The organism is Kushneria halocnemicola (assembly GCF_965650455.1).
GTDB lineage: Bacteria > Pseudomonadota > Gammaproteobacteria > Pseudomonadales > Halomonadaceae > Kushneria.
Map to the genome: position 1 here is coordinate 852,920 of NZ_OZ287968.1, position 18,552 is coordinate 871,471.

An 18,552-nucleotide genomic window follows, 5' to 3' on the forward strand; every position below is an offset into this window, starting at 1 on the left:
TCATGACCCGCCACTTTTTTCATGAAAAGCCGTGATGACTACACGGCTTCACATCAGGGTTGTTATTACTGCTGTAGCGTCGTATCAATAACGTCGATCGTGACTTTCGACGATTGACGAAGCTGCTCACCGAGCCAGTGATTGGCGCGGTCTTCAAGTAGATGCGCCAGCTCTCGCGTAGAGCGCGCGGCCATGCCTTCCAGCGTAATGTCTACCCAGTCTCCAAGAGTTTCCTCGTCCACGAAAGCATCGATCTGACTGTCGATCAGCATCCTGCCTACCCGTTGCCATTGCCCTGTCTCAGCCTGATAGGTGACGGGCAGCACAATAACCGTATCGTTTTGACGGACTGAAGGTTTTCTTGCTCGCTTGCGCTGAGAAATGATAACCGGAGAAAGATTCAGCGTGTCCTCCACCGTCATTCGCTTGCCGTTCCATCGCAACCACTGTCCATTGACGGGAAGTATCGAACTCTTGATGCCCAGTGTGTCGGCAATGTCACAGTGCGCCTGCTGATGCGCACTTTCCCCGTGAACGGGAAGAAGGTGGGCCGGTTGAACCCAGCGATACAGGCTGAGCAGTTCGTCGCGACCAGGGTGACCCGATGCATGCAGGCCCGGGTGTGTCTCGTCGCTGAAAACGCGCGCGCCTCTTTGCGTAAATGCCTGCTGCAGTCGGGCAACGGCTCTTTCATTGCCGGGGATGGCTCGCGAAGAAAAAATGATGCAATCACCCGGCTCGATCTCGAGCGCCGAGTGTTGATTGGCTGCCAGGCGGGAGAGGGCGGCTCGGGGCTCTCCCTGACTTCCGGTGGCCAGAATCAGGATCTCTTCACTGGGAAGATAGCCGATATCCGATAGTGGAACCGTCTCCGGGAAGTCATCCAGATAGCCCAGTTCACGTCCCAGACGCACCATCTTTTCCATTGCCCTGCCCAGCAGGGCAATGCGTCGATGATGGCGGCGTGCGGCAAGACCTGCTGCCAGAATGCGTGCGAGATTGCTGGCAAAACAGCTGACCACAATGCGCCCTTCACAGCCCTCCATGAGCTTTTCGAGCGTTTTGGCCACATCACCTTCGCTACGCGAATGGTGCTCTACCATGGCGTTGGTCGAGTCACCCACGACCAGATCCACGGGAGCAATTCGGGTAAAGTCCTGCTCGCGGGTTCTCGCCCCCAAAACGGGCGCAGGATCGATTTTCCAGTCTCCGGTATGCAAAACGCGATGCCGATCTACTTCGAGCAGCAGCGAGACACTTTCCGGTATGGAGTGCGCAACATTGATGCTCTGTACGCCAAAGGGGCCCGCATCAAAACGGCTGCCCGGCGTAAAGGTGCGAATGGCATCGGTCGCAAGTCCCTGCTCGACAAGCTTTTGACGTGCAATGCCGGCCGCCAGAGGTGTGGCATATATCGGACAGCCAAGGCGTGGCCAGAGCCAGCCCAAAGCGCCGAGGTGATCCTCGTGGCCGTGAGTAATGACAATGGCTTCGGGGCGAATGCCAAGCGTTGCCAGCGAGGAGATATCGGGGATCTGCAGGGGTGTATCAGGAAGGTCCTGACGCAGGGCCATGCCGCAATCGACGATCAGCCATCGGGACTGAAAGCCGTAAAGCATCAGGTTCATGCCGATTTCACCGCAGCCGCCAAGCGGTAATATTTCAATCTCAGAGCGGCGACGGGGGCGAACTTGTACGCGTGTCTGATCCATGGCGGGTCCGGCGATAGTTTGATATCAACTATACGCAACGCATCACTTGCTCACAACGAACACTGCTCAAAAGCATCTGAATTCGCTACAATTCCTCTCTTTGACCGAGTAGCGTGATTTCGATGTCCCTTTGTCGTCTAGTGGTAACCTGCCCCGATCGTGTTGGTATTGTTGCGCGTGTTTCGTCGTTCATCGCCGAGAAGGGCGGCTCTATTACCGAAGCCAATCAGCATTCGGATCTGGAAACCGGACGCTTTTTCATGCGTTATGAAGTCGAGACCCGACACATGCGTGCCGATAGCGATACCTTTCGCCGTGCCTTTGCCTCCATTGCCGAAGAGTTTGATATGCAGTGGCAATGGCGCGATGGCGAGCAAAAGCGTCGGCGTTTGATGATCATGGTGTCACGCGAGTCCCACTGTCTGGTCGACCTCTTGTATCGCTGGACGGCCGGTGAGCTTGACTGTGATATTGCAGGCGTCATCTCCAATCACGATGACATGCGCAGCGTGGTTGAGTGGCACGGTATCGATTATCACCATATTCCGGTGGCTGCCGATGACAAGGCGCCTGCCTTTTCGAGTATCGAGCGGGTTATTGAGGACAGTCAGGCCGATACCATCGTTCTGGCGCGTTATATGCAGATCATTCCCCCTTCGCTTTGCGAGCGCTACAGCGGGCAGATCATCAATATTCATCACAGTTTTCTGCCTTCCTTTGCCGGTGCAAGGCCCTACCATCAGGCCCATACCCGTGGGGTCAAGCTGATCGGAGCGACCTGTCACTACGTGACTCAGGAGCTGGATGCCGGTCCGATCATCGAGCAGGATATTCAGCGTGTGACGCACTGCCATACCACCAGCGATCTGGTCCGACTGGGTAGGGATATTGAAAAATCCGTACTGGCGCGCGGCGTACGCTGGCACCTGCAGGATCGAGTGCTGATCGATGGTAACAAGACAGTCGTTTTTTCCTGAGTGTCACTCTGGCGACAGCCCGGGCTTGAGTTAAAAAAGGCCCAGCTGTCGCTGTGCATCTTCCGGCACCAGCCTTACGCCCACTCCCAGTAGCCTGACCGGGCGCTCTGCCCGCTGCCAGGCGGTATCAAACAGCGGCAAAAAGCTTTCCAGTGCAGGTGCCTGCCCGGCGGTTTCCATGGTCGTGATCGAGAAATCGTCAAAGCGAATCTTGACGAACAGCTTGTTGATCGCCGGATGCTGATTGCGTGCAATACGCTCCTCAAGGCGTGTTACAAGATCGGTTATTTTTTCACGGCAGACGGTCATGGTAGGCAGGTCACGATCGAACGTGGTTTCCACGCTGATGGACTTTCGTTCTCTTTCCACCTTGACCGGACGCTCATCGATACCTCGTGCAAGTTCATGGAGTCGTACGCCGAACTTGCCAAACTCATCCAGAAGCGTTGCAAGCTCGATGGTTCTGAGCTCCCTGCACGTATGGATTCCCTGAGCTTCGAGCTTTTTGGCCGTGGCCGGCCCTACGCCGTGTAGTTTTGTGATGGGAAGCTGGTCCAGAAATTTGCTGATCTGATCGGGCGTAATGGTGTAAAGACCGTCGGGCTTTTGCCAGTCGCTGGCGATCTTGGCAAGAAACTTGTTGGGGGCAACGCCCACCGAGATGGTGATACCGACACGTTGCTGCACTTCCTGCTTGAGCCATTGCGCCATCCATGTGGCGCTACCCTGCATGCGCTCTATGTGCGTGACATCCAGGAAGGCCTCATCAAGTGATAATGGCTCGATAAGTGGTGTCAGCTCGCGGAATATATCCTGTACCTGGTTTGAGGCCTGCCGATATTTTTCAAAGTCGGGGCTCAAGCGATGAAGGTGCGGACAAAGCCTTTTCGCATGCGCCATCGACATGGCCGAGCGTATACCGTAGGTGCGTGCCGGATAGTTACAGGTGGCCACAACCCCTCTTTGTTCCGCCCGTCCACCGATCACCAGTGGAACATCTCGCAGGGCAGGGTTGTCGCGCATTTCAACGGCTGCATAGAAGCAGTCGCAGTCAGCGTGAAGTATCTTGCGCATCACAAATCTTGGAAGTGGCTGTATGGATATACATACTACAGGACCACTATTGTGTAAATACTTCATTCTTGTTCATCAAAACACCACTGTTTCGGGCTCATGCAGTCGTGTCCTGTCTAATTACTGACTCGCTTGAAGTAATGATAACGTCTGTTGTTTCAATCGATGATAAGTCGTGCCACGACAATGCGGGAAAGCGCGTACTCCAGAATGGTTTGAACTGTCGGTTATCTATTTGCAATCATGCTAATATTAAAGGTGTCGAAAAGACGTAGATATATATGATCCGTTGTGCTCAAAATGAGTTGTTGAAGCCAGTTTTTACTTTAAAGTGCAATTTTTTTGACGTATTATCCGATGCACCAGAGATTAAAACTATTTTAATAGACCGCGGGGTCAGCATCTCGTCAAGAGATGTGTATTAGCTGAAGAGGTCGGTAATGTCGCTGTTAAATGAATACATGAAAAAAGAACAACTGCTCAAGCAACTGCGTGATGAGCTACAGCAGCTCGAGCAGGACCAAAGGCTCAAGGGTGAGCTTGAGTTCAAGGAAAAGCTTGAACAGCTCATGAAGGCGCATGAAAAGACAGCCGCAGACGTCATCGAGCTTCTGAATCCTGATAGCGAACAGTCGCCTGCAAGACAGGCATCGTCTTCCGAAACTCAGGGAGCAGGTCGACGCAAGCGCAAGTTGAAAGTGTATCGTAATCCGCATACCGGGGAAGTTGTGGAAACCCGCGGCGGTAATCAGAAAACGCTCAAGGCGTGGAAGGAAGAGTACGGCAACGATACGGTCGAGCAGTGGCTTGAGCGTACCGAGTAAGTTTTTTCTTCCAGAGGGGCCGTTTTAACGGCCCCTTTTTTATGTTCATGGTTTTCTCAAGTCAGCAGATCATCGAGACGATATTACCCTGCCATCCCGTTATGCCGTTGTGATCTTTGCCAGTATTTCTACACCCATGATGTTTTCTGCACAAATATCGAAGTGGCACTGTTTTAAACTACTGCGCGGTGAGCTGAAGTACAGCCCAATGTCGTTTTTCAGTTGTTTTCGTAACACGTCGTGACATGATGGGTCGTAAAACGAAGTGTCGTTAATGGCCGGCGAGATGCTGGTGCTGTAGAATCCCGAAATAATGATGCGCAAAGCAGCATACCCCCACCCATGGGGGTCTGATAGCATCGGCAGCAATCCAGAAGTCTGAATAATTTTATCTGACCTTTAATTAAAGGCCTTGGGCTTTTTTGCCGATTCTTTAATCGGGTCGGGTCATATTATTGAGGCGTCGATTCGACTTGCAGTCATGGACTGCTGCATCATGCGATACCGCTCGGCAAGCGCCGGGTAGAAAAAGCGACATCGGCGGTATCTTATGGCCTCGGAAACACGCCAGTATCGGCATTCCGTGGCGGTAGCGTGTCCAGACGCCGGAATAATTTTGACAGGAGTAAGCGGTTAATGAAGCGGCTGCTGAGTTGTGCCTTGTTGGGGAGTTCCCTTTTTCTGGGAGGCTGTGTTCTTTCTCCCGGCAGTGATATGCCCTATGACAATTCGGGGCCACCCATCGATGAGCTGGTAGATGTTCAGCCCATTACCTTTGGCCTCGTGCAGGCGCAGAATGCTGCACGCAAGGAAGTCAGCTCTCAGCGAAGCCTGAAAGAGGCCACCGCGGATCTGAGTTACGACGCCAGCGATTACGATTATCGGATAGGCAAGGGCGATATCCTCAATATCGTCGTCTATGACCATCCCGAGCTTACGATTCCGGCCGGCGGCGAGCGCAGTACTGTCGAAACCGGTAACGTCGTTCACAGCGATGGCACCATCTTTTATCCCTATGTTGGGCGTTTACAGGTTGCCGGCAAAAGCGTGGCAGACGTACGCAGTCAGATCGCTTCGGCGCTGGCCGATTACATCGCCGAGCCTCAGGTCGAGGTCAACATTGCCAGCTTCCAGTCCCAGAAAGCCTACATAAGCGGGCAGGTGTCCAACCCCGGCCAGCAGGCGATCACCAACACGCCGCTGACGGTGCTGGATGCCATCAGTAGCGCCGGTGGTCTCAACGAAAATGCGGACTGGCGTCACGTCATACTGACGCACAATGGTCAGGAAGAGATCATCAACGTTTATGACATGCTGCAAAACGGCCAGATCAGCCAGAACCGTCTGCTTCACGATGGTGACGTGCTGCATATACCTGATGTAGGCAGCGAGAAGGTTTATGTGCTGGGTGAGGTTCAAAGGCCTCAGGATCTTCCGATGGGCGGTCATCGATTCAATCTGGTCGATGCATTGAGTCAGTCGGGCGGAATCGACGAAATCCAGGCGCGCGCATCGGGTATCTTCGTGATCAGACAGGGTGGGCCGGGCGACAAGCAGGCGACTGTCTACCAGCTGGATGCCAGCAATGCCGCAGCCTATGTCATTGGCACTGAGTTCCAGCTTGAGCCGCGAGACATTGTCTATGTCACTACCGCGCCAATCAGCCGCTGGAACCGCGTGATCAGCCAGCTGCTGCCGTCAACCAACCTTACGCGTCAATCGGTTGGCTCAGTCAGGGACTATAACGACCTCTAATGTGTCCGCGCTATCCAGTCTGCTGGATAGCGCGACCCCTGAGGCGGCAGTATCGGAAATGAGCGCTGTATAAAACTGACAGATATGCTCATGTACCATTTCGTAAATGGAATCAGTGATAAATCAATATGGCCTCGAATACTGAAAAATATCAGTCAGCCGATTCCGGCGAAGAGCTTGATCTAGGCCGTCTTTTCGGTCTGATGGTCGACAACAAATGGCTAATCGCTCTGATCGTATGTGTGTTTACGTTCCTTGGGATTCTCTACGTCACATTTAAAACGCCCGTCTATCAAAGTGATGCCCTCCTTGAGATAGAAGGTCGTGCCAATCCGGCCAATAATCCGGTCCAGAATCTGGGCGTTTTCGGGGACACACCCCGCTCGACGGCCGAGATGCAGATTCTTACATCGAGAATGGTGCTTGGGCAGGCTGCCGACCGCCTCAATCTTCAGCTGAGCATCAAGCCGGAAGGTCTTCCTGTTCTGGGAGACACGCTGGCGCGCCGCGGCATTGAGCGTCCTTCCTTTGCTCAGGGCTGGTCGTCGGTATGGGCCGGTGAAAGCATCAATGTCACACGTTTTGTCGTTCCGGACGGCTGGATCAACAGACCGCTGACCATCAAATCGCAGGGCAACGACCGCTATGAGCTGCGTGCCGATGGCGAGCTGATTCTGGAAGGCCAGGTAGGCCAGCTGGCACAGTCACGTGATGGCAACGTTGAAATGCGTATCATGGACATGACGGCAGGGCAGGGAGCAGAGTTTACTGTCGTGAAGCGCTCGCGTTTGTCAGCCATCAATAGTCTTCGTGGTGGTTTTGAAGTTGAAGAGGTAGGTCGTTCCGGTACGGGTATCCTGAGACTGACCCTTCAGGGCACTGATCGAAGCGAGATCCGTGACAGCCTCAAGGCCATTACCGATATCTACATCACACAAAACATCGAAAGGCAGTCCGCCGAAGCGCAAAACAGCCTCGATTTCCTTAACGATCAGGCCCCGCGTGTTCGTGACAGCCTTGTAGAGGCAGAAAACAAGCTCAACAGCTATCGCGTCAATCAGGACTCCGTGGATCTGGATCAGGAGACTTCCTCGGTACTGAGTCAGATCGTCAACATCGATAATCAGCTCAATCAGCTGCGATTCGACGAGGCGGATCTCTCTCGCCGCTTCAACAGAAGCCATCCTCAGTATCAGGCGCTTCTGGAAAAGCGCGAAGAGCTCAATGCAGAAAAGGAAAGGCTGCAAAAGCGTGTCGACAGCCTGCCTGAAACACAGCAGGAAGTACTTCGCCTGCAGCGTGACGTAAATGTCAATCAGGAAATGTACGTTCAGATGCTGAACCGCATGCAGGAGATGAACATTGCAAAGGCAGGCGCTGTAGGCAACGTTCGTGTCATCGACGATTCAACGCTGCAAAACAGCCCGGTGGCGCCGCGCAAGGCTCTCATCACTGTTATCGCCTTCGTTCTGGGGCTCGTGGTTGCCATTATCGTGGTTCTGATCCGTCGTATCATGAATCGCGGCATCGAAAGCCCCGAACAGCTTGAGCAAATTGGTATGCCGGTTTACGCGTCCGTTCCGCTAAGCAGCAATCAAAGTGGTCTGGTAAAAAGGGTGCGTGGCAATCGTGGTCTGCGTATCGGGAATAACCAGAGTGCCAGAAATACAGTAGATACCGGCGTGTTGGCCCTGCGCAATTCGGACGATCAGTCAGTAGAAGCTGTACGTAGCCTGCGCACCAGCCTGCATTTCGCCATGATGGAAGCGCCCAATGCTCGTCTGATGATCAGCAGTGCCAGCCCGGGCGCCGGCAAGAGCTTCGTGGTTTCCAATCTGGGGGTGGTCTGTGCTCAGGCTGGCCAGAAGGTACTGGTAATCGATGCCGATATGCGCATGGGCCATCTGCATCACGTCTTCAAGGGGCGTTCTGAAAACGGCTTGAGCGATATACTGGCGCGCAAAACGACAGCTGCCGAAGTCGTGCGTTCAGGTGGGGTTGATGGGCTGGACTTCATTTCACGGGGTGCCGCGCCGCCGAACCCGGCCGAGCTGCTGATGAGTGCAGGATTCAGTGAACTTCTGGCATGGGCCGATCAGAACTACGACCTGATCATCATCGATACGCCGCCCATCCTGGCCGTCACCGATGCTGCAATTATCGGCAAGCAGGCAGGTACCAATATGCTGCTGGCACGATATGGCGTAAACCCTCCTGCCGAGATCGAACAGGCACGGCGTCGATTCGAACATAGCGGCGTGGAAATCAAGGGTGCCGTGCTCAACGGTATCGAGCAGACGGCCTCTCATCGCTACGGTGGTAACTACGGCAATTACCATTACAGCTACGGCAAAAAATCGTAGAGATCAAGAGAACGCCTCGTGGCCACTCTACTTCAGGTAGAGTGGCCATATCGGAAGTGAGAAAAGCAACATGGAAACGTTCACAAATTTCATGGAACAAAATCGTCGCCATTCACGGTGGTATGAAAAGCTCCTTTTGAGCTATCGCTTTAATCAGGCGCTGGGGCTGATTATCGCCGTGCTGCTGCCGGCGCTTTTTCAGTGGAACTGGAGTCTCGTAGCAGAGTGGCAGGCTGAGCGTTGCGTAACACTATTTGGTACGGCGCTGGCTTATCTGGTGGCGATCATTGCCGTGCATCGTCTCGTTTACTTCCCCAGAACCAAGGCGTTTTTGTACATTATTCCTTTCATCACGATGTCCTACATTGTGATGATGGCAATACTGCTGAGCCTGCAGATTGAAATTGCGACAACGCAGATCGTTCTTTCCTATCTGATTGCAGTGCTTTATTGCTCTGTTGGATATCAGCTCAGCACTCGTTACAGGACTCGCAAGCTGGCCGTGGTACCTTTTGGGCGAGTACACGAGTTCTGCCATGACAAGAGTGTCGACTGGCGCTGGATGGAAAAGCCTGATCTTGAAACCATGCGTGTCGATGGTGTTGTTGCAGATCTTCGTGCCGATCTGGATGACAACTGGCAGAAATTTCTTGCCGACTGCACAATCCATCGTATCCCGGTTTTCAATGCTCGTCAGATTCATGAGTCCATTACCGGCCGAGTGCATCTGGATCATTTGTACGAAAACAAGTACGGCAGCCTTACGCCCAGTGAAAACTATGAGTTTGCCAAGCGTTTGATCGATATTTTTGGGGTCCTGCTGGTATTGCCGGTGGTCCTGCCGATCATGCTGGCAACCATCATTATTATCAAAAGGGATGACCCGGGCCCGGCCTTTTTCAATCAGCAACGCATGGGCTTCCATTGTCGCCCATTCAAGCTGTTCAAGTTCCGTAGCATGTATATGAATCATGACGGGCTTGGCTTTACATCCGAAGGCGAAGATCCGCGTATTACACGCGTTGGAAAGGTTATCAGGAAGTATCGTATCGATGAGCTGCCCCAGCTTTTCAACGTGCTCAAGGGTGACATGAGTCTTATTGGGCCAAGGCCCGAGTCATGCAACCTTGCAGAGTGGTACGAGCGGGATGTTCCGTTTTTCAACTATCGTCACGTTGTACGTCCCGGAATTTCAGGATGGGCCCAGGTTGAACTCGGCTATGCCGCTGAAGTAGAAGGGATGACGAAAAAGCTCGAGCATGACTTCTACTACATCAAGAATTTCTCTTTCTGGCTGGACGTTCTTATCGTTATTCGTACGATCAAGACAATGTTGACGGGCTTTGGTGCCAGATAAGGTTGGTTCGTGACTATTATTCTGAGTATTGGCTATATGGTCGATGCTCAGAATTTTGTTTTAGGGCTATTGGTTTGCCCGAACGAACGATAGTCCATGACGTGTCATACGATACAAGCAGCATCGTATGGCAAAACGATTCGTACTGTGTGGAATGAGCATGTCTAAATATAGTTACATAATCAACTCTGGATGGTGGTGCGGTGAAAAAACACCTGAAAATGATAAAAGAGTTGAATATGGCTCAAGCGAAATAAGAGGCGTAGCTTTTTTTCGCGACTGGTATGAATCGGTAAATCGCCATACGTCACCGACGAAAATTCTGGTGGTTGATTCCGCTTCACCCACTATTCCTGAATTGCCTGATGATGACCGTATGGAATTTATCAGCATGGACGTCAATGGTGGGCATTCGACCAGCCATCTAGGCAAATATGCCGGCTGTACGAGATGTTTTTTTGTGGGTCTGGCATACACCTATGCAAGTGAAGCAGAGTATTGGGTATATGTTGAACAGGATGCGCTGCTTTTCGGCGAGGGGATCGTCGAGCATGCGATCGACAACATGAGCTCTGATTTCATGTTTGGTGACAGAGGGAATACACCACAGCCTCTGCAGCAGTCCATGATGATTATCAAGAAATCCGCGATACCCGGCTTTTTGAACGCCTACGCCCGGATCAAAGCGACAGATGAAGTCATTACGCCGGAAATGAAGTTTGCCATTGCCTCAACCAAACTGGCGCAGTGGCTGCCGGAGAAGTTTTTCCATCAAAAAGATTACAGTACCTTCAAAAACAAGCTGATTAATAAATTACAGTACTGGCTGTTCAAGTATGGCAAGGGATATGATGTATTTCCCTTCGGATTTGGGCGTGCGAAGCCGGTCAATTTTAATGACCGTTACGGTTATTTTCAGCATGGTGATGATGAAGAGCTGCAACAGTATAGAGAAACCATTAACAAGGATGTATCTTGATGAAAGTGCTTCATCTTGTTTCTGATTTCTCCAATTCTTCCGAAACGTTTATTTATGATCTTATCGTGGATATGGAAGAGTTGGGGGTGGACAACCATGTTGTGACCAATCGGCATATCAATAAGGTTGAACGCCCCTTTAGCAAGGTTATCAGCTTTGATATAGACCGTAGAAATATTTTTGAAAAGGTTTTGAAACGAGGCCGTAGAAAACTTTTCAATGACTATCATGTTTTTGAGCAAAAAAGGCTGCAACGAGTTGTAAACGACCTTCAGCCGGATGTGTTGCACAGTCATTTCAATTATTTTTTTGAAAACATACATGACCTTATCGAGAAAGGCTTTCGTGGTCGCATTATTGTTTCGACTCATGGCATCGACGTGGTTAATAACAAGCTTTACGGGCAGCCACAGTATGTAGAAAAAGTATATAAATGCCAGCAGCACGACAATATCTATTTCACGGCACCTTCTCATTATTTGAAAAGGAAGTTGCAGGAAATATTTGGCATTGAAAGCGAGAAAATCGTTGTGTTGCCCAACTGTGTCAATATTTCGATGGCGGATTTTGAAGAAAAGAGAATTGACTTGGCCAATGACGTTGCCATCGTCAATGTTGGGCGATTCGTGGGCTTCAAGGGGCAGACTTACCTGATCGATGCGCTGTCGAGACTCCATGAAAATGGATATAAACAGGTCAAGCTTAAATTGATCGGCTTTGGACCGCTGGAAGGGGCGCTGCGTCAGCAGGCTGTCAATCTTGGTCTGGAAAAAGCCGTCGATTTCGAAGTCGATCTGCCACGTGAAAAAATATTCGAGGCGCTGTCCTCAAGCGATATTTACATTCAGCCGTCCATTCAGGATGAGGAAACAGGGCAGGAAGAAAGTTTCGGGATTGCTGTTCTCGAGGCGATATCGGTTGGCTTGCCGGTAGTGGTTACCGATAGTGGTGGTTTGCCCGATACAATCTGTGGTGCTCCCTATCAACCCATGACTCAGATTATTGAAGCCAAGAACAGTCAGGCCATTTATCAGGCCGTCGTGGATATTATTGAAAGCGAGCATCCACCGCTTAAAAAAGAGCAGGTAGACGATTTACTATCGCATTTCAGTACTGATAGCAATCGTGGGAAAATACTTGAGCTATATCGCGGTGCATAAGGAAGTCAAATGAGTGACAAGGATGCAATGAACCGTGATCTTAGATCCGGTTTCGTTTTTGGCTTCATCGAAAAATATTCAAACCTGATCGTACAGTTTGCTGTCACGATGGTGCTGGCTCGATTTCTAACGCCAACCGAGTTTGGCGTTGTGGCTACCGTCATGGTAATTATCTTTTTCTTCAATCTTCTCGGAGAGATGGGGCTTGGACCGGCCATCATCTATCACAAGGAGCTGACGACAGAAGAGATACGCGGCCTTTTCATTATTTGTTTTATATTGGGCATTGCGCTGTATTTCACGTTTTCAGCTGGCGCGTTCGTGGCTGCCGATTTCTTTAATAATGAAATTTATTATGGCGTGATGCCACTCATTGGCGCCATGATTTTGTTTTCCGTGATTTCGATCGTGCCAGAGACCCTGCTAAGACGTGAAAAAAGATTCAGTGTGGTGGCCATCATAACGTTGATCAGCGCTCTGGTATCGGGCGCCATTGCGTGTGTCATGGCTTATCGTGGATATGGCGTATATGCACTGGTATGGAAATCCATTATTCATACGGGTATGCGTTTTGTTCTGGTGTGCTTTTATGCCGGCTGGCGCAATCTGGTCGGTAAAGTGGCTCTGACAGGATTCAGGACGGTACTGGGGTTTTCTACGTACCAGTTCATGTTTAATTTTTTAAATTATTTTTCCAGAAACTCCGACAAGATACTTATTTCAAAATTTATCGGTGAGGCCGCCGTTGGTCTTTACGATATGGCTTATCGCCTGATGATGCTTCCTATTCAGAATATAGCAGGCATCGCAACAGCAGCGCTTCAACCTGTCTATAGCACCTTTGGGCAAAAGGAAGTGGCCGAAAGTTATAATGGTCTGGTCAACAAGATATTTTTTCTGGGATTTTTCGTCGCCATCTATATATTCCTTTTTGCTGACAAGATCATATATGTGCTTTATGGCCCTGGCTGGGAGCGCTCCGCTGTAATATTACAGTGTCTGACTCCGTTTTTGATTTTTCAGATTGTACTTGCCACTACAGGCGGTATATGGCAAACACTTGGCCAGACAAAATCGCTATTCTATTGCGGTGTGTTTTCGTCCATCACCAGCGTACTGGCCATCTCGACCGGGGTATACCTGAATAACCTTTATCTGGTGGCGTTTTTGCTCTCAATGGCCAGTGTGCTCAATTTCGTACAATGCTTCTGGTTGCTACATATCAAAAACGAAAATTTCAGAATGGAAATTCTTTTAAAAGGCATGCCTTCCACGGTTCTGCTTTCCGCTGTCCTGATGGCTGTCATGTTTCTTGGCGTATATCTGATGCCATCGCCATTTGGATTTATGGCAAGTAAAACGCTCTCCAGCCTTTGCGATCTGGTTGTTTTCGGTATTGCTCAGGTGGCCATCGTATTGATAGCAGGGGTTTTGCTTAAAAATGAATCCGCGATCTTTTTCGCCAGAATATTGCAAAAGCCTTTAAGAAAAATGAAGTTGATTGCAGGATAACCAGGTTCGGATAATGAAAATTTCAGTCGTCATTCCTACTTATCGAAGCAGTGGTTTTATCAAGGACACACTTGAAAGCGTTCACCGGTCGGCACGTGATTATGACTATGAAATCATTCTGGTGGATGATTGCTCCGATGATATCAAGGCACTGTCATCGATCGTGACCGATTCACCCAATACCCTTCTTGTAGAGAAGGAAAAAAAATCCAACGCTGCCATCTCCAGAAACATCGGTATTGAACGTGCTTCGGGAAGCCACATTTTTCTTCTCGATTCCGATGATCATTTCAAGTCGGGCTACATCGGTGAGCGTCTGGCGTTCATGGAGCAGGGCCAGCATGACTTTTGTTTCGGGGCCTATACAAACGTATCACTCGATGGCGAAAAGGATTTTATTGAAAATCCTGACGTGCGTGACCCCCGTCACTACCTTTTTATCGAAGACAAGGATATCCGCACATCGACCATCAGCTTTCTGGCTGAGCGCAAGCAAAGCTTTCGATTCAATGAAAGCCTGAACAAGCATCAGGACTGGGGTTTTCTGATCGACACGGCCGAGCACAGCAGGTCATGGGGGTACGATCCTGTTCCGGGTGTCCGCTTGAACTGCGATCGTGACGGGCGTATGAGTGGCTCCATGAATATGGAAGCCAGCAAGGTATTCATGAACAAGTATCTTGTGGATCCTAAACATATCAGTGGTTTTGCCAAGCGACATTTTGTCCTGGCGGCTCTTTTAAAGGACCATGGCGCCTATCGCTTCTTTTCGGATCGCATCATGCCTGAGCTTTTGACGCCAAAGTTCAAAACGATCAAGCTCGCCGGTGATGCGCTTGATAGGATCGGTTTGTTCTTTTTGTTGCCTCATTTGCTTGGCACTTATAAAGCCATTGCCAGATTAAAAAAATCCTGATGGGTTGATATATGACTGCTGAGCTTGCATGGTACCTGGTGTTATGTTGTCTCGCTTTTTTTTATTGCTTTGTCAATAAAAGAACACCGCTGATTCTCGTTACCTACGTGGTGGCTGCTTATTATCTGTGGGTCGTCCGGAACTCCGGATTTGACTACGATATGGTAGGTTATGCCCGATATCTTACCTTTGATTTCGATTTTGCTACAGCCTCGACCTACTATACGAGAGAGTTCGTATACTGGTTTGGCTCCAGCTATCTATATAGCTGGATACAGGATGATGTTATAACGCTTTGGGTCATTGACATGATCTGGCTGACTCTATTGTTTTATGCGATGGGTAACCGTCGACTGAGCAGCAAAGTGCCAATGTATGTCATTCCCTTTATGATAGTATTTTTTCCGCTATTGATGGGTTATCAAAACGTATATCGTCAGTTGATTGCCTGCGTTTTTGTATTATTTGCCTTTTTCGGAGCAAGAAACCTTGTCGTGGCAGGCTTTTTTGGTTTGCTGGCACTGTTTTCACACAATGCCGCCATTGTGTACATGCCGCTGCTTTACATTTTTGCCGTGACCAATGGAATGGCGATCCCGAGAGTCAAGCTATTCCATAAGAGCATTTTTGCGTTGCTCTATCTGGTCATGCTTGGAGGCGTTTATTACTCATCGTTGGGAGACAGCGAACTGGCGAAATCGTCTTCCTCTACGGGTATCTCATTAACCTATGCGTACCTGGCAGTGTTTATGGCCATGTCGTTTGTTGCACTGGTTCTCGAAAACTTTAATCTGAAGCGGTTCGTACAGCACAATATAACTCTGGCCTATTCAATATTTACTTTCATGGCTTTCATCCCGGTACTGGGTGGGGCTCAAGCCGAGCGTATCGGCATGATGCTTCTTATCGTGACGATGCCCATCTTTGCTACGAATCTGGATCGCAGTTTCAAATCGCAAAATGAAAGAATCCTGATGCGTATGCTGTTTGTCATGGCCGGTATCGCCCCGACGTTCTTGTTCAGCTCGGCATACAACTTCCTGATAACCACCGCGCGCCTTGCGGGCTAGGGCTGGAGCTGACATTGAAAATTGCTCAGATTATCACCGAACTAAAGCCAAGCGGGCCGGCCAACGTTGTTAAAAACATTGTGGACAATCTGCCCGAGGGGGTTGAATCAACCGTTTTTTATTTTCGCGGGCCCCCCTCTCTGGAAGTCAGCTGTGAAACGCAGCAGATAGATTTTCGAAATACCGGTATCCTTGAATCATTTGATGTCGTTCATTCTCATGGCATCAGGCCCGATTTTCTGGGAGTTTATGCTTCCCTGTTTAATAAAAAAAGCGTGTTTGTCTCGACTTTACACAACTATGTCAGAGACGAGTTGCTAAATATCTATGGTCGCAAAGCAGCCACTTTTGTAACGCCTGTTTGGATGAATGTCTGGCGACGAATGGATGGTCTGGCCGTTTTGACTCAGGATGCATACAGCTACTATCGACCCAATCTACCGGAAAAAAAGCTTCACGTTGTACATAACGGTATTCGAGAGCTGGCACATACTCATGACCTTTCTCCGGATGATCGGGCAGCAATAGCGTCGCTGTCCGAGCGTTACCATGTGCTGGGAACCAATGCACATCTTATAAAAAGAAAGGGCATCGACCAGGTAGTCAATGTTCTTTCAAAAGCGCCCGAGTGTGCTCTCGTGGTTGTGGGTGATGGTCCTTACAGAGAGGACCTTGTCGCGCTGGCAGAAGAAGCCGGCGTTGCCGATCGATGCTGGTTTACAGGCTACAGGGACAATGTCTCCGCCTTTCTGCCTTATTACGATGTTTACATGATGCCCAGTGTCAGTGAAGGTTTCGGGCTGGCACTGCTTGAGGCCATGGCGGTCGGTTTGCCCTGTGTTTGCAGTGATATAGGTGTTTTCCGTGAAATTCTGCGTGACGATGAAGCCGCTTTTTTTGAGGTAGGTAATCAGACTTCTTTGCAAAACGCGATATCCGATGCGCTTGAGCGTCGACAGCTGCTATCCGAGCGTGCCCGCAATCGTTATCTGGAGCAATTTACCGGCGAGGCCATGAGCCAGAATTATATGGCACTTTACAAAAAGGTAATGGTTGCACGAGGAAAGGCGGGCAAGTCATGAAACATGCCGTTTTAATGATGGTCCACAAAAATCCTGAGCATGTTCAGGCGTTTATTGATTGGCTGCTCAAGCACAAAGTGTCGGTTGTTGTTCACGTTGATCGCAATCAGTCAACGCTTCATGCCACCCTGACAGAACAGTTTGCGCACCAGTCTATGGTATGCATCATCAGTAATCCGGTAAGCGTTAACTGGTCGGGTGTCTCTCAGGTTAAAGCCGAGATAGCACTGATTGAGCAGGCCGTGCAGACATTTCCTGATGCTGATTATTACCATCTCATCAGTGGCGAATGTCAGCCGCTTTTCTGCCCTGATGAATGGGATCGTTTTCTGGATGGCAAAAGTTATCTGGAATCCGAGGAGCTCCCCGAATATGAATGGCGTGTTCGTCGATTTATGCCGTTCGGAGAATCACCAAAAAACCGGACTCTGCCTTACCGGTTGGCGTCTCGTATGCTGCGAGAAGTTCAGCGCATTATGCCCATGCGCAACAACTTTGGTGATGAAGCAAGGTTGAAGGGGGGCAACTGGTTCAGTCTGTGCCGTGCTGATGTCATGACGGTTCGGCTTCATCTGAATAGCGCTTTCGTTAAGCGGTTCAGGATGACGCGTTGCGCCGATGAACATTTTCTGCAAATCCTGTTTGCACAGCTTGGCATCCATTTTCATAACTACAATCTTCGGTATTGCGTGTGGCATGAAGGCAAGGCAAGCCCCGAATATCTGACGATAGAGCAGCTATCCCAGGCACGGGAAAGTGGCCGATATCTGTTTGCCAGAAAAGTCGATGACACAGTTTTCAAAGAATATTCAAGGAAAAGGCTGCAATGAAATTTTCAGTGCTGATGTCCGTATATGACAAGGAGTCACCGCGCTTTCTACGCGAGTGCCTCGAAAGCATCAGGACACAGAGCGTGCAGCCTGATGAGGTTGTCATTGTCGAAGATGGCCCCATCAATGATCAACTGCATGAAGCGCTTGATGAATATCGCCCCTCACTGAATATCGTCTCCGTAAGGCTTCCGGAAAACAAGGGTCTGGGGGAAGCACTTAACACAGGGCTTGAGCAGTGCCGCAATGATCTTGTCGCCCGAATGGACACCGATGACCACTGCTGTCCCGGGCGTTTTGAGCTTCAGGTCAACTACATGGCCTCGCATCCTGAAGTGGATATGCTCGGGGGCGCCATTGCCGAATTTAATGAGGATCCACAAAAGCCTCATGCCATTCGGGAACTGCCAACCGGCAAGGACCAGGTTGCCCGTTTTGCGCGCTCGCGCTGTCCGGTCAACCACATGACCGTCATGTTTCGCCGCTCGGCAATTTTGAAGGCAGGCGGCTATCAGCACTTTTTGGGTATTGAAGATTATTATCTCTGGGCACGTCTACTTTGCCAGGGCAGTCACATCGACAACGTCAGCGATATTCTGGTCAACGCACGTGTCGGTAATGGCATGCTGGCAAGACGGCGGGGCTGGCATTACTTCAAGCAGGATGTGAAGCTTCAGAAAAAGTTTCTCGACATGGGCTTTGTCGGGCCGGGTACCATGTGCATGAATGTTCTCAAGAGAGCTCCCTTGCGCCTCATGCCCGAGAAGCTGCTGGCTGCCGTTTATCAGGGTGTCTTGAGGAAAAAGCCGACTGCCTGATGAAGGCATGGTGACAGCGCTGGAAGTGTCTGCAATACGTCTTAACCCCGATACAGGCCAAAAGCCTGTATTGGGGTTTTTAATTTTCTGCGCGCCGATCGCCTGATAAGGGGGGTAAAAGCC

General features: G+C 50.2%; 15 protein-coding genes. 13 read left to right on the forward strand and 2 right to left on the reverse strand.

The genetic code is table 11. The annotated features are described in order from the left end of the window. Positions 1-65 precede the first annotated feature (65 nt). Positions 66-1,628 carry a ribonuclease J gene (locus ACS92L_RS03785; protein ID WP_438767190.1) on the reverse strand — a complete coding sequence of 521 codons (1,563 nt, stop codon included), beginning with the start codon at positions 1,626-1,628 and terminating at the stop codon, positions 66-68. A gap of 206 nt (positions 1,629-1,834) precedes the next feature. Between ACS92L_RS03785 and purU the strand changes: the two genes are divergently transcribed. Next, the gene (gene purU / locus ACS92L_RS03790) at positions 1,835-2,689 is read left to right on the forward strand and encodes a formyltetrahydrofolate deformylase (protein WP_438767191.1); all 855 of its coding nucleotides are present in this window, start codon (positions 1,835-1,837) and stop codon (positions 2,687-2,689) included. 30 nt (positions 2,690-2,719) lie between these two features. Here the strand turns inward: purU and dinB are convergent, their stop codons facing one another. Further along, positions 2,720-3,763 (reverse strand): DNA polymerase IV, encoded by a 1,044-nt coding sequence (gene dinB, locus ACS92L_RS03795; RefSeq protein WP_438767192.1) that lies wholly within the window; start codon positions 3,761-3,763, stop codon positions 2,720-2,722. 440 nt (positions 3,764-4,203) lie between these two features. Here dinB and ACS92L_RS03800 point away from each other — a divergent pair, with 440 nt between their 5' ends. From ACS92L_RS03800 to ACS92L_RS03855, 12 genes are all read left to right on the forward strand, one after another. Beyond that, positions 4,204-4,587 carry a histone-like nucleoid-structuring protein, MvaT/MvaU family gene (locus ACS92L_RS03800; RefSeq protein WP_438767193.1) on the forward strand — a complete coding sequence of 128 codons (384 nt, stop codon included), beginning with the start codon at positions 4,204-4,206 and terminating at the stop codon, positions 4,585-4,587. 714 nt (positions 4,588-5,301) lie between these two features. Beyond that, the gene (locus ACS92L_RS03805) at positions 5,302-6,342 is read left to right on the forward strand and encodes a polysaccharide export protein (protein ID WP_438767194.1); all 1,041 of its coding nucleotides are present in this window, start codon (positions 5,302-5,304) and stop codon (positions 6,340-6,342) included. Between the two features lie 128 nt (positions 6,343-6,470). Next, positions 6,471-8,705 (forward strand): polysaccharide biosynthesis tyrosine autokinase, encoded by a 2,235-nt coding sequence (locus ACS92L_RS03810; protein WP_438767195.1) that lies wholly within the window; start codon positions 6,471-6,473, stop codon positions 8,703-8,705. A 70-nt stretch (positions 8,706-8,775) separates the two neighbouring features. Next, positions 8,776-10,062, forward strand: a complete 1,287-nt coding sequence (locus tag ACS92L_RS03815) for a sugar transferase (RefSeq protein ID WP_438767196.1) — start codon at positions 8,776-8,778, stop codon at positions 10,060-10,062. Between the two features lie 160 nt (positions 10,063-10,222). Then, positions 10,223-11,041, forward strand: coding sequence for a hypothetical protein (locus tag ACS92L_RS03820; protein WP_438767197.1), 819 nt, complete (start codon positions 10,223-10,225; stop codon positions 11,039-11,041). After that, entirely contained in the window at positions 11,041-12,201 is a 1,161-nt protein-coding gene (locus tag ACS92L_RS03825) for a glycosyltransferase family 4 protein (protein ID WP_438767198.1), read from the forward strand. Before ACS92L_RS03820 ends, ACS92L_RS03825 begins: the two co-directional genes overlap by 1 nt. A gap of 9 nt (positions 12,202-12,210) precedes the next feature. Beyond that, the gene (locus ACS92L_RS03830; protein WP_438767199.1) at positions 12,211-13,713 is read left to right on the forward strand and encodes a lipopolysaccharide biosynthesis protein; all 1,503 of its coding nucleotides are present in this window, start codon (positions 12,211-12,213) and stop codon (positions 13,711-13,713) included. A gap of 13 nt (positions 13,714-13,726) precedes the next feature. Then, the gene (locus tag ACS92L_RS03835; RefSeq protein ID WP_438767200.1) at positions 13,727-14,629 is read left to right on the forward strand and encodes a glycosyltransferase family 2 protein; all 903 of its coding nucleotides are present in this window, start codon (positions 13,727-13,729) and stop codon (positions 14,627-14,629) included. An 11-nt stretch (positions 14,630-14,640) separates the two neighbouring features. Continuing rightward, positions 14,641-15,699, forward strand: a complete 1,059-nt coding sequence (locus ACS92L_RS03840; RefSeq protein WP_438767201.1) for a hypothetical protein — start codon at positions 14,641-14,643, stop codon at positions 15,697-15,699. 14 nt (positions 15,700-15,713) lie between these two features. Next, positions 15,714-16,781, forward strand: coding sequence for a glycosyltransferase family 4 protein (locus ACS92L_RS03845; protein WP_438767202.1), 1,068 nt, complete (start codon positions 15,714-15,716; stop codon positions 16,779-16,781). Then, a complete protein-coding gene (locus ACS92L_RS03850; protein ID WP_438767203.1) occupies positions 16,778-17,611 on the forward strand; it encodes a beta-1,6-N-acetylglucosaminyltransferase in 834 nt (277 codons plus the stop codon). Before ACS92L_RS03845 ends, ACS92L_RS03850 begins: the two co-directional genes overlap by 4 nt. Beyond that, on the forward strand, positions 17,608-18,429 hold the full coding sequence (locus ACS92L_RS03855) for a glycosyltransferase family 2 protein (RefSeq protein WP_438767204.1): 822 nt from the start codon (positions 17,608-17,610) through the stop codon (positions 18,427-18,429). Before ACS92L_RS03850 ends, ACS92L_RS03855 begins: the two co-directional genes overlap by 4 nt. The last annotated feature ends 123 nt before the right edge of the window (positions 18,430-18,552 follow it).

Bases quoted from the DNA above. Each gene is read 5' to 3' on its own strand.
- ACS92L_RS03785 (WP_438767190.1), bottom strand. From the start codon at position 1,628: ATGAACCTGATGCTTTACGGCTTTCAGTCCCGATGGCTGATCGTCGAT.
- purU (WP_438767191.1), top strand. From the start codon at position 1,835: ATGTCCCTTTGTCGTCTAGTGGTAACCTGCCCCGATCGTGTTGGTATT.
- dinB (WP_438767192.1), bottom strand. From the start codon at position 3,763: ATGCGCAAGATACTTCACGCTGACTGCGACTGCTTCTATGCAGCCGTT.
- ACS92L_RS03800 (WP_438767193.1), top strand. From the start codon at position 4,204: ATGTCGCTGTTAAATGAATACATGAAAAAAGAACAACTGCTCAAGCAA.
- ACS92L_RS03805 (WP_438767194.1), top strand. From the start codon at position 5,302: ATGCCCTATGACAATTCGGGGCCACCCATCGATGAGCTGGTAGATGTT.
- ACS92L_RS03810 (WP_438767195.1), top strand. From the start codon at position 6,471: ATGGCCTCGAATACTGAAAAATATCAGTCAGCCGATTCCGGCGAAGAG.
- ACS92L_RS03815 (WP_438767196.1), top strand. From the start codon at position 8,776: ATGGAAACGTTCACAAATTTCATGGAACAAAATCGTCGCCATTCACGG.
- ACS92L_RS03820 (WP_438767197.1), top strand. From the start codon at position 10,223: ATGTCTAAATATAGTTACATAATCAACTCTGGATGGTGGTGCGGTGAA.
- ACS92L_RS03825 (WP_438767198.1), top strand. From the start codon at position 11,041: ATGAAAGTGCTTCATCTTGTTTCTGATTTCTCCAATTCTTCCGAAACG.
- ACS92L_RS03830 (WP_438767199.1), top strand. From the start codon at position 12,211: ATGAGTGACAAGGATGCAATGAACCGTGATCTTAGATCCGGTTTCGTT.
- ACS92L_RS03835 (WP_438767200.1), top strand. From the start codon at position 13,727: ATGAAAATTTCAGTCGTCATTCCTACTTATCGAAGCAGTGGTTTTATC.
- ACS92L_RS03840 (WP_438767201.1), top strand. From the start codon at position 14,641: ATGACTGCTGAGCTTGCATGGTACCTGGTGTTATGTTGTCTCGCTTTT.
- ACS92L_RS03850 (WP_438767203.1), top strand. From the start codon at position 16,778: ATGAAACATGCCGTTTTAATGATGGTCCACAAAAATCCTGAGCATGTT.
- ACS92L_RS03855 (WP_438767204.1), top strand. From the start codon at position 17,608: ATGAAATTTTCAGTGCTGATGTCCGTATATGACAAGGAGTCACCGCGC.